The organism is Cellulomonas sp. HD19AZ1 (assembly GCF_004535805.1).
Taxonomy (GTDB): domain Bacteria; phylum Actinomycetota; class Actinomycetes; order Actinomycetales; family Cellulomonadaceae; genus Cellulomonas; species Cellulomonas iranensis.
The window spans coordinates 126181-138344 of record NZ_SPHX01000002.1 but is presented as its reverse complement, the minus strand read 5'-3'; the positions used below and the strand labels follow the sequence as shown (position 1 = coordinate 138344).

The window sequence follows — 12164 nt, the reverse complement described above, 5'->3', positions numbered from 1 at the left end:
GCGCGGTGATCGGGCTGGTCTGGGCGCAGACGCCCGCCGGGGTCATCGGCGACGGCGGCGGCATCCCGTGGCACGTGCCGGAGGACATGGCGCACTTCCGCGAGGTCACGGCCGGCGGCACCGTCGTCATGGGGCGTGCGACCTGGCAGTCGCTGCCCGAGCGCTTCCGCCCCCTGCCGGGCCGGCGCAACGTGGTGCTGTCGCGCGACCCGGGGTTCGACGCCCCCGGCGCGGACGTGCTGGCGGACCTCGACGCCGCGCTCGCGACCGCGCCCGACGTGTGGGTCATCGGCGGGGGAGCGGTCTACGCCGCGGCGCTCGACCGCGCCGACGTGCTCGAGGTGACCGTCGTCGACCTCGACGTGCCGGGGGACACGACGGCGCCCGCGATCGGCCCCGGCTGGCGGTGCGTCGCCGGCGGTCAGGACGCGCCGTGGCTCGTGTCCCGCACGGGCGCCCGCTACCGCTTCGACACGTGGCGGCGCTGACGCGCCCGTCGGTCGCGGGCGCGGGCCCGGCCGACCGGCGCACGGGACGCCGCCGCGCGCGGCCGTGCCCGGGCGGTACCGTGTGCGCATGCCTGCCGTGACCTCCGCCACCCACCCGTTCGGGTCGCTGCTGTCGGCGATGGTCACCCCGATGACCGCCGACGGCGCGATCGACCTCGAGGCGACGGTCCGGCTCGCGCAGCACCTCGTCGACGCGGGTCACGACGGCCTCGTGCTGAACGGCACCACGGGGGAGTCCTCGACCACGCACTCGCCCGAGAAGGCCGCGGTCGTCGAGGCGGTCGTCGAGGCCGTGGGCGACCGCGCGTACGTCGTCGCGGGCGCCGGCTCCAACGACACCGCGCACGCGGTCCGCATGGCCGAGCAGGCCGCGGCCGCCGGTGCGCACGGCCTGCTCGTCGTGACGCCCTACTACTCGCGGCCCTCGCAGGAGGGCGTCGTGCGGCACGTCACAGCCGTCGCCGACGCGACCGACCTGCCCGTCATGCTCTACGACGTCCCCGGGCGCGCGGTCGTCCGGCTCGCCCCGGGCACGGTCGACCGGCTCGCGGCGCACGACCGCGTCGTGGCGATGAAGGACGCGTCGGGCGACGTGGTCGAGGCCGCGCGCGCCATCCCGCGCACGGGCCTGGCGTGGTACAGCGGCGACGACGCGCTCGCGCTCGCGTTCCTCGCGCACGGCGCCGTCGGCCTCGTCGGTGTGACGACGCAGGTCGCGCCCGCCGCGTTCGCACGCCTCTTCGCCGCGTGGCGCGCGGGCGACGCCGCCGGTGCGCTCGCCGTGCTGCGCGAGGTCCTCCCGGCCGTCACGGCCGTCAACGGCGCGGGCTTCCAGGCCTCCGCCGCCAAGGCCGCGCTCGTCGAGCTCGGCCTCCTGAGCAGCCGCGCGATGCGGCTGCCCCTCGTCCCCTTCACCGACGACGAGGCCGCGCACGTGCGCGCCGGTCTGGCCGCCAGCGGGCTGCTCGACGTCGTCGCGGGCGCCGACCGGGCATGACGCACGGGTCGGCACCCACCGATCACCCAGGAGATCCATGAGTCACCCCCACCCCGACCTCACCCTGCCGCCGCCGCTGCCGGAGGGCGGCCTGCGGATCGTCCCGCTCGGCGGCCTCGGCGAGGTCGGGCGCAACATGGCCGTGCTGGAGTACGGCGGGCGCCTGCTCGTCATCGACTGCGGCGTGCTGTTCCCCGAGGACCACCAGCCCGGCGTCGACCTGATCCTGCCGGACTTCGACTACATCCGGGACCGGCTCGACGACATCGACGCGATCGTCCTCACGCACGGCCACGAGGACCACATCGGTGCCGTGCCGTACCTGCTGCGGCTGCGCCGCGACATCCCGCTGGTGGGCTCGCAGCTCACGCTCGCGTTCGTCGAGGCCAAGCTCAAGGAGCACCGCATCACGCCGCTGACGCTCGCGGTGCGCGAGGGCCAGGTCGAGACGCTCGGCGCGTTCGAGTGCGAGTTCGTCGCGGTCAACCACTCGATCCCCGACGCCCTCGCCGTCGCCGTGCGCACGCCGGCCGGGACCGTGCTGCACACCGGCGACTTCAAGATGGACCAGCTGCCGCTCGACGGCCGCATCACGGACCTGCGGGCGTTCGCGCGCCTGGGCGAGCAGGGCGTCGACCTGTTCATGGTCGACTCGACCAACGCCGAGGTGCCCGGCTTCGTCACGCCCGAGCGCGAGATCGGCCCCGTGCTCGACCAGGTGTTCGCGGAGTCGACGGGGCGCGTCGTCGTGGCGTCGTTCGCGTCGCACGTCCACCGCGTCCAGCAGGTCATCGACGCGGCCGTCGCGAACGAGCGCAAGGTCGCCCTGGTCGGGCGGTCGATGGTGCGCAACATGGGGATCGCCGCCGAGCTGGGCTACCTGCGGGTGCCCGACGGCGTGCTGGTCGACCAGAAGCAGATCGAGAAGCTCGCGGACGACCGGGTCGTGCTCATGTGCACGGGCTCGCAGGGCGAGCCGATGGCCGCGCTGTCGCGGATCGCCAACGGCGACCACAAGGTCTCCGTGGGCCCGGGCGACACGGTCGTGCTCGCGTCGAGCCTCATCCCGGGCAACGAGAACGCGGTCTTCCGCGTCATCAACGGGCTGATGCGGCTCGGGGCGCGCGTCGTGCACTCCGGCAACGCGAAGGTGCACGTCTCGGGCCACGCGAGCGCCGGCGAGCTCCTGTACTGCTACAACATCCTGCGTCCGCGCAACGTCATGCCCGTGCACGGCGAGGTGCGGCACCTCATCGCGAACGCCGCGCTCGCGGTGCGCACCGGCGTCCCGGCCGACCGGGTCGTGCTCGCCGAGGACGGCGTCGTGGTCGACCTCGTCGACGGTCGCGCGAGCGTCGTCGGGGCCGTGCCGTGCGGGTACGTGTACGTCGACGGCTCGAGCGTCGGCGAGCTGACGGAGGCCGAGCTCAAGGACCGCCGGATCCTCGGCGACGAGGGCTTCGTGTCGATCTTCGCGGTCGTGTCCTCCGCCGACGGGACGGTGCTCGCCGGCCCGCAGATCCACGCGCGCGGCGTCGCCGAGCAGGACGACGTCTTCGACGGCGTGCTCCCGGACCTCACGGCCGCGCTCGAGGAGGCCGTGCGCGGCGGCGCGACCGACACGCACCAGCTGCAGCAGGTCATGCGGCGCGTCGTGGGCCGCTTCGTGTCCAACAAGTTGCGCCGTCGCCCGATGATCATCCCGGTGGTCGTCGAGGCCTGAGCCGGAGCGCAGCGGACGGTGCGGGCGCGCCAGCGCACGCGCCGGGAGCGGAGCGCAGGCGCGGGCCGACCACGGTTCGAGGCCTGAGCCGGAGCGCAGCGGACGGTGCGGGCGCGCCAGCGCACGCGCCGGGAGCGGAGCGCAGGCGCGGACCGACCACGGTTCGAGGCCTGAGCCGGAGCGCAGCGGACGGTGACGGTGCGGGTGTGAGCCCGCACCGTCACGTCACGTCGACGCCGCGGAACGCGGCGAGCAGGCGGTGCTGCTCGTCGACGGCGTGGCGCAGCGCGTCGTCCCACGGCGTCCACGGCTCGACCTCGAGTGCGAGGCTCCGGCCGCGCGTCCGCGGACGCCACGTGCCGACGACCTCGCCGTCGGCGAGCACGGCGCCCGGCCGCCCCAGCGTGGGCCACAGGGTGCGACGGAGGGCGGGGTCGGGCACCACGACGTCGCGGTCGCGCGCCTGCAGCCAGAGGTCGAAGGGGCCGAGCAGCCGCACGACGCCGGTCGGCGCGGGTGCGGCGAGAAGCGCGTCGAGGTCGTCGGCCAGCACCTGGGCGGGACGACCGTCCACGAGGACGTCGACGGCGTCGTCGGGCCAGCGCGCTGCGACGTCCGCGGGGGCGGCGTCGAGGAATGTCGCGACGTCGCGACGCGTGGTCGGTCCGAGCAGGTGCAGCGCGCCGTGCACGAGGTCGAGGGGCGCGCCGGGCGGGGCCGGCGTGGTGTCGCCGACGCGGGTCGACGTCCACCGGGGCACGCGGCGCAGCACGGGTGGCGACGTGCCGGGCTCGAGCTCGAGGCCCGCGTGGAGCGCCGCGAGCCGGAACGTCTGCTCGTAGGCGTGCGTGGCCCCGCAGGGGCGGCACTCGCGCAGGTACGGCGCGGGCAGCAGCGCGGTGAGCGCTGTCGAGACCTCGCCCTTGACCCGGGGGCGGTCGACGACCTCGCGCAGGGCGCTCGCGACCCGGCCGAGCGCCGCCGCGGGGCCGATGCCCGCGGCGCGCAGGGGCCGGGCCGCGTCGAAGATGCGCCGCGCGGCGTCGTCGTCCGACCACGGGCGCACGGCGCGCTCGACATCCCGCAGGTCGGCGCGGCGGTACGCGTGCGGCGCGCCCCGCAGCGTCCATGCGTAGGCGAGGACGTCGGGGTGCTCGCGCGCCCGCGTCGCGACGCCCCGGACGGCGAGAGCCCACAGCGCCCCGTCGGGTCCCGTGTCCTGGACGCCCAGGTCGAGGACGTGCGCGTCCGTCGGGTCGGCCGCCGACGACGGCGGGCGCGTGAGCTGTTGCACGTGCGCGCGGTGGCGCAGCGCGGTCCCACGGTCGACCGACGGCGTGGCGCCGGTGCCGGCGGCTCGACGTGGCGTGCGTGCCATGCGGGCATCGTGGCACGGGGCGCCGACACCCGTCCGACGGGCGTCGTGCGGACGGGACGGCGCAGGTCGGTGCGCGACACGGACGTGCGCCGACGACGCTCCGGCCCGACCCACCGCTACCGTGAGGACCATGGCGACCCGTACGACCCCAGGCACTGCGCGCTCGACGCGCGCCTCCGGAGCGTCGTCGCGGTCGCCCCAGGGCGGCAGGGCGGGCGGCGGGTCGCGTCCCGCCGCCCGCAAGCCCGCCGAGCCCCCGCGCCCGCCCCTGCCGCTGCGGATGCTGCGCGGCGCGTGGATGGGCGTCGCGCACGTCGTGGGCGGCACCGCCCGGCACGTCGGCGCAGGAGCGCGCGACCTCGACCCGGCGCACCGGCGCGACGGTCTGGCGCTCACGCTGCTCGGCCTCGCGGTGGTCGTCGCCGCACGCGAGTGGTGGGACCTGTCCGGCACTGCGGGCGACGTGATCCACAACGTCGTGGCCGGGACGTTCGGGGTCGTCGGCGTCGCGGTGCCGGTCGTGCTGCTGGGCGTGTCGGTGCGCCTCATGCGGCACCCCGAGCGCGTCCAGGCCAACTCGCGCATCGGCATCGGCCTGAGCGCGATCACGATCGCGGTCTGCGGGATCGTGCACCTCACGCACGGGCAGCCGGGCACGCAGGACATGGCGGCCGTCCGTGCGGCCGGCGGCATCGTCGGGTTCGCCGTCGGCACGCCGCTCGCGACGCTGCTGACCCCCGTGGTCGCCGGCCTGCTGCTCGGGATCCTCGCGTTCTTCGGCGTGCTGGTCGTCACCGCCACCCCCGTGCACCAGATCGGACCGCGCCTGCAGGGCCTGTACCGGCGCCTGACCGGCCAGCACGAGAGCGCGGCGGTCGAGGACGACGAGGACGCGCCGCTGGTGATCGAGGCGCTGCACAGCGCGCGGCCCGAGCCGCCCGCGAAGAAGCGCCGCTCGCTGCTCGGCCGGCGTCGCGCGGACGACGTCCCCGACCCCGACGACCGGCGCCTCGACGAGTACGAGGGCGACGAGGCGTTCGAGCGTGCCGCCCAGGTCCACCACGAGGACCTCGACGACGTCGACGACGTCCCCGACGTGGTCGAGACGCGGCGCATGCCGCCCGCGGCCCCCACCGCGCCGACCGCGGTCGTCACGCCCGAGCTCACCGCCCCGGCCCCGACCGGCGTGCCGCGCGGCGAGCAGCCGATGCTCGAGGGCGACGTCGTCTACCTGCTGCCGCACGAGGACGCGCTCGCCAAGGGGGCGCCGCACAAGGTGCGCTCCGCCGCGAACGACCGCGTGGTCGAGTCGCTGACGTCGGTGCTCGAGCAGTTCCAGATCGACGCGCAGGTCACCGGGTTCACCCGTGGCCCCACCGTCACGCGGTACGAGGTCGAGCTCGGGCAGGGCGTCAAGGTCGAGCGCGTCACGGCGCTGAGCAAGAACATCGCGTACGCGGTCGCGAGCGCCGACGTGCGCATCCTGTCGCCGATCCCCGGCAAGTCCGCCATCGGCATCGAGATCCCCAACACCGACCGCGAGACCGTCGCGCTCGGCGACGTGCTGCGCTCGAGCGCCGCGAAGCGGTCCGAGCACCCCATGGTGATCGGGGTCGGCAAGGACGTCGAGGGCGGCTACGTCGTCGCGAACCTCGCGAAGATGCCCCACCTGCTCGTCGCGGGCGCCACCGGCGCGGGCAAGTCGTCGTTCGTCAACTCGATGATCGTCTCGATCCTCATGCGGTCCACGCCCGACGAGGTCCGCATGATCCTCGTGGACCCCAAGCGCGTCGAGCTCACGCTGTACGAGGGCATCCCGCACCTCATCACGCCCATCATCACCAACCCCAAGAAGGCCGCCGAGGCGCTCGAGTGGGTGGTCAAGGAGATGGAGGCGCGGTACGACGACCTCGCGATGTTCGGCTACAAGCACATCGACGACTTCAACGCCGCGGTCCGCGCGGGCAAGGTCAAGCCGCTGCCGGGGTCCGAGCGCAAGATCGCGACGTACCCGTACCTGCTGGTGATCGTCGACGAGCTCGCCGACCTCATGATGGTCGCCCCGCGCGACGTCGAGGCCTCGATCCAGCGCATCACGCAGCTCGCACGCGCCGCGGGCATCCACCTCGTGCTCGCGACGCAGCGGCCGTCGGTCGACGTCGTCACCGGGCTCATCAAGGCCAACGTGCCGTCGCGTCTCGCGTTCGCGACGTCGTCCCTCACCGACTCGCGCGTCGTCCTCGACCAGCCGGGCGCCGAGAAGCTCATCGGCCAGGGTGACGCGCTGTTCCTGCCGATGGGCGCCGCCAAGCCGATGCGCACGCAGGGCGCGTGGGTCGCCGAGTCCGAGATCCACGCCGTCGTCGAGCACGTCAAGGCGCAGCTCAAGCCCGTCTACCGCGAGGACGTCACGGTCGTCGCCGCCAAGAAGCAGGTCGACGAGGACATCGGCGACGACCTCGACCTGCTGCTGCAGGCCGCCGAGCTGGTCGTCACGACGCAGTTCGGCTCGACGTCGATGCTGCAGCGCAAGCTGCGCGTCGGCTTCGCCAAGGCCGGGCGGCTCATGGACCTGCTCGAGTCCCGCGAGATCGTCGGCCCCTCCGAGGGGTCGAAGGCGCGCGAGGTCCTCGTGCAGCCCGACGACCTGCCCGGCACGCTCGCCATGCTGCGCGGCGACACGGGCGCCGCGGACGGCCCGGACGACGAGGAGAGGGACGGCGGGCCCGAGCCCGCCGACGACTGAGCGGCCGTCCGGTGGGCGCAGACCTGGTCGGACCGTACGGCGTCGTCAGCGCTGTCATCGCGCTCGTCGCGATCGTCTCCCTCGTGACCGTGCTGGTGCTGCTGCGGCGCGAGCGCGCGCAGACGCGGCGCAACGCCGAGCTCGTGCACGTGGCCCGGCAGCTGCGCCGGCGGTACGACGCGCTGCAGAGCGTCACGCACGAGGGTGTCGTCGTGCAGTCGCACGACGCGCGCGTGCTGGACCTGTCCGAGCGCGCGGCCGAGATCCTGGGCGTGGCCCGCGACGCGGTCGTGGGCGTCGCGGTCGCGGACCTGCCGCTCGTGCTGCTCGACGACCGGGGGCTGGCGGTGAGCCCCGCGCAGGTGCTCGGTCGCCACGGCGAGCCGGAGCGCACCACGGTGGTCACGCTCGTCCCGCCGCTGGCGGGTGCGCGTCCGTCGGTCGTCCAGGTCACGAGCCGCGGCGTGCCCGCCGACGACGACGAGGCCGCCGTGCTGACCACGGTCGTCGACATCACCGCGCGCCGCGACGTCGAGGTCGCGCTGTCGCGCAGCGAGACGCAGTTCCGCGTCGCGATGGAGAACGCGCCGATCGGGATGGCGCTCGTCGACCTCGAGTGGCGCATCACCGAGGCCAACGTCGCGCTCGCCGAGCTGCTCGGGACCCACGTGCAGGCCCTGCGCGGGTACCCCATGGCGGACCTCAGCGCGCCCGAGGACCACGCGGCCCAGCGGGCGGCGACCGACCGGCTCCTGGGCGGCGGCCAGCAGCGCTTCTCGCTCGAGATGCGGTGCCGGCGCGCGGACGAGCAGCTCGTCTGGGTCGTGCTCGACGCGGCGCTCGTGCGCGGCGCCGACGGCCGGCCCGACCACTTCGTCGTCCAGGTGCGCGACGCGACGGAGTCCCGCATGCAGGCCGAGATGCTCACGCACCGGGCCATGCACGACCCCCTGACCGGGCTGGCCAACCGCACGCTGCTGCAGGAGGTGCTGCACACGGCGTTGTCGCAGCCGGGCGCGGTCGACCGGGTGTCGGTGCTCGCGTGCGACCTCGACGGCTTCAAGGCGGTCAACGACCGGTACGGCCACGCCGCCGGCGACGACATCCTCGTGCACGTCGCGGGCGTGCTGCGCGCCGCGACGGCCGGCGGCGGCACGGTCGCGCGGCTGGGGGGCGACGAGTTCGTCGTGGTGCTGCAGTCGGTGCACGCGGCGCGCGCGGTGTTCGAGGTCGCCAACGCGATCCACGCCGGGCTCGCGGAGCCCGTGCGGGTGGGGCGACGCCGCCTCGCGGTGGCCGCCAGCGTGGGCATCGCGCTCGCGGACCAGCACCTCGTGGACGCCGGCGCCCCGACGCTCCTCGCTGCGGCCGACGCGGCCCTCTACCGCGCGAAGCAGGGCGGCCGCGGCCGCACCGAGGTGTACGACGCGTCGATGGAGCTGTCCACCGCCCCGACCCTGCAGCGCGAGATCGTGCACGCGATCGAGCACGACGAGCTCGTCGTGCACTACCAGCCGATCGTCGACCTGTCGGACGCCCGGGTCGTCGGGTACGAGGCGCTCGTGCGGTGGCAGCACCCGCAGCGCGGCCTGCTGCTGCCGGGCGCGTTCCTCCCGCACATCCAGGAGGCGGGCGTGTCGGTGCTGCTCGGGCAGTTCGTGGCGTCGCGCGTCGTGGAGTTCCTGGCACGCACCGCCGACGACGCGCGCTGGGTGTCCGTCAACGTGTCGGCCGACCAGCTGGGGGACTCCGAGCTCGCGACGCGGCTCCTGCAGGACCTGTCGCGGCACCGCGTGACGGCGGGGCGGCTGGTGCTCGAGCTGACGGAGTCCTCGCTCGTGGCGTCCGGGACCCGGATCCGTCACGAGCTGACCCAGCTCTCCGCCGCGGGCGTGCCGATCCTGCTCGACGACTTCGGGACCGGTGTCTCGCCGTTGTCGTACCTGCGTGACCTGCCCGTCGCGGGCGTCAAGCTCGACATGTCGTTCACGTCAGGCATCCCGCACGACCCGACCGCCGGCAAGGTGACACGTGCGCTCGGCGCGCTCGCGCGCGAGCTCGCGATGGTGACGATCGCGGAGGGCATCGAGAACGAGGAGCAGGCCGACTTCCTGCGCCGCAACGGCTGGCGCTACGGCCAGGGGTGGCTCTACGGCGGCGCGCTGCCGCTCGCCTGAGGCGCGCCGTCACCGCCGGGCGCGCGTCCTGGACCCGTGACCTGCGAGATGCCGGTCGTGCGCCGCCCGCCCCGTAGGCTGTGGCGCGTGGTCGCCGACGCTCCCTCCGCCTGGAACCCGGCCAACGTCGTGACCGTCCTGCGGATCGCCGTCGTGCCGTTCTTCGCGGTCGCGCTCCTCGCGGACGGTGGGCACACGGTCGGCGGACGCCTGCTCGCGACGGCGCTGTTCGTCGTGGCCGCCGCCTCCGACCGGCTCGACGGCTGGCTCGCGCGCCGGTCCGGCCAGGTCACCGACCTCGGGAAGATGCTCGACCCGATCGCCGACAAGCTGCTGATCGGCGCCGCGCTCGTGCTGCTCTCGTGGCTGGGCGACCTCTGGTGGGCCGTCACGGTGCTCGTGCTCGTGCGCGAGCTCGGGATCACGGTCATGCGGTTCTTCCTGCTGCGCTACGTGGTGCTCCCGGCGTCGCGCGGCGGCAAGCTGAAGACCGTCCTGCAGTCCGTCGCGCTGTCGCTGTACCTGCTGCCGCTCGACCACCTGCCGGCGTTCGTCGGCGTCGTCGCGGCCGTGGTCATGGCGGCCGCGGTCGCGGTCACGCTCGTGACCGGTGCGGACTACGTGCGGACCGCCGTGCGGATCCGCCGCGCCGCGGGCGTCCCGCCGACGGCGGGGCTGTGAGCCCGCTGCCCGACGCCCGGGCGCTGGTCGGGCTGCTCGCCCGCACGGGCCTCACGGTCGCGGCCGCGGAGTCGCTCACGGGCGGGCTCGTCGCGGCGTCGCTCGTCGACGTGCCCGGTGCGTCGGCCGTGGTGCGCGGCGGGGTCGTCGCGTACGCCACCGACCTCAAGGCGAGCGTGCTGGGCGTCGACGCGGAGCTGCTGGCCGCGCGCGGTGCGGTCGACCCCGACGTGGCGCTCGCGATGGCCGCGGGCGTGCGTCGAGTCTGCGGCGCCGACGTCGGTCTCGCGACGACCGGCGTCGCGGGGCCCGACCCGCAGGACGGTCGTCCACCGGGCACCGTCCACGTCGCCGTCGTCGCGGCCGGGGTGCGCGAGGTCCGCAGCCTCGTGCTCGCGGGGGACCGGGCGCGGGTCCGCACCGGGACGGTGCGGGCCGTGCTCGCGCTCGCGCTCGCGGCGCTGCCGGGTGAGCGCTGACGTCGCGGGGAACACGGCGGGCCGCCCTCGCGTTGGGGACGGTGTGAACACCACCCGGACCACCACCCGCCCGTCAGGCGCACGCGTCGGCGGTGCGCGGTACGGTGGTCGCCTCCCGGCCGTGCGGCCGGGTGCAGCGAGTGGGACGGCCGCGCACCCCGCGGGACCGTCCGTCGACCGAGGACGTGACGTGAAGGGGGGAGCCCAGATGGTCGTCCTACGACGAGAGATCGGTGACGTCCTGCGGGACGCGCGCCAGCGCCAGGGCCGCACCCTGCGTGAGGTCTCCTCGGCAGCCCGTGTCTCGCTCGGCTACCTCAGCGAGGTGGAGCGCGGGCAGAAGGAGGCGTCGTCCGAGCTGCTCAGCAGCATCTGCGACGCGCTCGACGTGCCGTTGTCGCTCGTGCTGCGCGAGGTCAGCGACCGTGTCGCGGTGGCCGAGGGTCTGCACATCCCCGACACCGTCCCCGCCGACCTGGCCGCCGGGTCCGACCTCGGCGACGCCGGGTGGGCGATGCCGCGGTCGGAGCTCACGCCCGTCGGCTGACGCACAGGCATCACGAGGGCCGGGCACGCCGGGAGCGGCGTGCCCGGCCCGTCGTGCGTCCTGCCGTCGTCGACCCGCGGCCTCAGCCGCGCCCGCGCACCTGGCAGCCCGGGCACCAGTAGACCTGCCGCTGCGTGGGTGCCACGCCGATGTCGTCGCGCGCGACCCGCGCGCCGCACCGCGGGCACGTGCGACCCTCGCGCCCGTAGACCGCGGCGTCCGGGCGGCCGGTCGCGACCGACGCGCGCAGCAGCGCGCGACCGGCACGCAGCACGTCCGCCGCGTCGTCGACCGCGTCGGCGCGGGCCCACGGCCACCAGCCGCGTGCGAACAGCGACTCGGCCATGAAGATCGTGCCGAGCCCGGCGACGACCCGCTGGTCCAGCAGCACCTCGCCGACGGGGCGGCCGCCCTGCGCGTGCCAGCGCCGCACCGCCTCGTCGATCCCCGGCGTGGGGAGGTCGAGGACGGGCGGCCCGGCCCACGGCACACCGGGCGTGTCGTCGAAGTCGCCGTCGAGGACGTCGGGCCCCAGGTGCCCCAGCAGGGTCGGCTCGGCCGACGTGGGCACGACGTCGAGCATGCCGAGCTGGTACCCGACGGCGGTCCACCGCTCGACCGCGAGCACCGCGCGCACCTGCGGTGCCCGGGCCGCCGCGCGGCGGTCCGACGACGGCACGACCCGCCACGTCCCGTCCATCCGCAGGTGCGTGTGGAGCGTGCGCCCGTCGTCGAAGCGGGTCAGCAGGTGCTTGCCGTAGGGCCGCGTGCCGAGCACCGTGCGCCCGCGCAGGTCGACCGTCGCGGCCGTCGGCCAGCGCAGGTCGGCCCGCACGAGCCGCTGCCCGGCGAGCGCACGGTCGAGGTGCGCCGCGGCGCGGCGCAGCACGTCACCCTCGGGCATCGGTCGCCCCCGGCTCCCGGGCG

10 protein-coding genes are annotated in these 12164 nt (G+C 75.4%); 8 read left to right on the top strand and 2 right to left on the bottom strand.

Annotated features, from left to right (window positions below; genetic code table 11):
* Positions 1 to 5 precede the first annotated feature (5 nt).
* From E4A51_RS04165 to E4A51_RS04155, 3 genes are all read left to right on the top strand, one after another.
* Positions 6 to 488, top strand: a complete 483-nt coding sequence (locus E4A51_RS04165; protein ID WP_179210963.1) for a dihydrofolate reductase — start codon at positions 6 to 8, stop codon at positions 486 to 488.
* An 88-nt stretch (positions 489 to 576) separates the two neighbouring features.
* Positions 577 to 1506 carry a 4-hydroxy-tetrahydrodipicolinate synthase gene (dapA, locus tag E4A51_RS04160; protein WP_134850957.1) on the top strand — a complete coding sequence of 310 codons (930 nt, stop codon included), beginning with the start codon at positions 577 to 579 and terminating at the stop codon, positions 1504 to 1506.
* 37 nt (positions 1507 to 1543) lie between these two features.
* Positions 1544 to 3229 carry a ribonuclease J gene (locus E4A51_RS04155; protein WP_046528137.1) on the top strand — a complete coding sequence of 562 codons (1686 nt, stop codon included), beginning with the start codon at positions 1544 to 1546 and terminating at the stop codon, positions 3227 to 3229.
* A 220-nt stretch (positions 3230 to 3449) separates the two neighbouring features.
* Here the strand turns inward: E4A51_RS04155 and E4A51_RS04150 are convergent, their stop codons facing one another.
* Entirely contained in the window at positions 3450 to 4607 is a 1158-nt protein-coding gene (locus E4A51_RS04150) for a DNA glycosylase AlkZ-like family protein (protein ID WP_240696373.1), read from the bottom strand.
* Between the two features lie 130 nt (positions 4608 to 4737).
* Between E4A51_RS04150 and E4A51_RS04145 the strand changes: the two genes are divergently transcribed.
* The 5 genes from E4A51_RS04145 (at position 4738) to E4A51_RS04125 (ending at position 11237) form a co-directional block, all read left to right on the top strand.
* Positions 4738 to 7353, top strand: coding sequence for a DNA translocase FtsK (locus E4A51_RS04145; RefSeq protein WP_082739930.1), 2616 nt, complete (start codon positions 4738 to 4740; stop codon positions 7351 to 7353).
* A gap of 11 nt (positions 7354 to 7364) precedes the next feature.
* Entirely contained in the window at positions 7365 to 9530 is a 2166-nt protein-coding gene (locus E4A51_RS04140) for a bifunctional diguanylate cyclase/phosphodiesterase (RefSeq protein WP_134850955.1), read from the top strand.
* A gap of 87 nt (positions 9531 to 9617) precedes the next feature.
* Positions 9618 to 10211, top strand: coding sequence for a CDP-diacylglycerol--glycerol-3-phosphate 3-phosphatidyltransferase (gene pgsA, locus E4A51_RS04135; RefSeq protein ID WP_052748179.1), 594 nt, complete (start codon positions 9618 to 9620; stop codon positions 10209 to 10211).
* A 5-nt stretch (positions 10212 to 10216) separates the two neighbouring features.
* The gene (locus E4A51_RS04130; RefSeq protein WP_070319380.1) at positions 10217 to 10690 is read left to right on the top strand and encodes a CinA family protein; all 474 of its coding nucleotides are present in this window, start codon (positions 10217 to 10219) and stop codon (positions 10688 to 10690) included.
* Between the two features lie 208 nt (positions 10691 to 10898).
* Positions 10899 to 11237: a helix-turn-helix domain-containing protein gene (locus E4A51_RS04125; RefSeq protein ID WP_046528143.1), complete on the top strand. Its 339-nt coding sequence runs from the start codon at positions 10899 to 10901 to the stop codon at positions 11235 to 11237.
* An 82-nt stretch (positions 11238 to 11319) separates the two neighbouring features.
* Here E4A51_RS04125 and E4A51_RS04120 read toward each other — a convergent pair whose 3' ends face one another.
* A complete protein-coding gene (locus E4A51_RS04120; protein WP_134850954.1) occupies positions 11320 to 12141 on the bottom strand; it encodes a DNA-formamidopyrimidine glycosylase family protein in 822 nt (273 codons plus the stop codon).
* Positions 12142 to 12164 lie beyond the last annotated feature (23 nt).

What these genes read in the sequence shown, in the direction of transcription:
- E4A51_RS04155 (WP_046528137.1), top strand. Translation starts at nt 1,544, where the DNA reads ATGAGTCACCCCCACCCCGACCTCACCCTGCCGCCGCCGCTGCCGGAG.
- dapA (WP_134850957.1), top strand. Translation starts at nt 577, where the DNA reads ATGCCTGCCGTGACCTCCGCCACCCACCCGTTCGGGTCGCTGCTGTCG.
- E4A51_RS04150 (WP_240696373.1), bottom strand. Translation starts at nt 4,607, where the DNA reads ATGGCACGCACGCCACGTCGAGCCGCCGGCACCGGCGCCACGCCGTCG.
- E4A51_RS04125 (WP_046528143.1), top strand. Translation starts at nt 10,899, where the DNA reads ATGGTCGTCCTACGACGAGAGATCGGTGACGTCCTGCGGGACGCGCGC.
- E4A51_RS04145 (WP_082739930.1), top strand. Translation starts at nt 4,738, where the DNA reads ATGGCGACCCGTACGACCCCAGGCACTGCGCGCTCGACGCGCGCCTCC.
- E4A51_RS04120 (WP_134850954.1), bottom strand. Translation starts at nt 12,141, where the DNA reads ATGCCCGAGGGTGACGTGCTGCGCCGCGCCGCGGCGCACCTCGACCGT.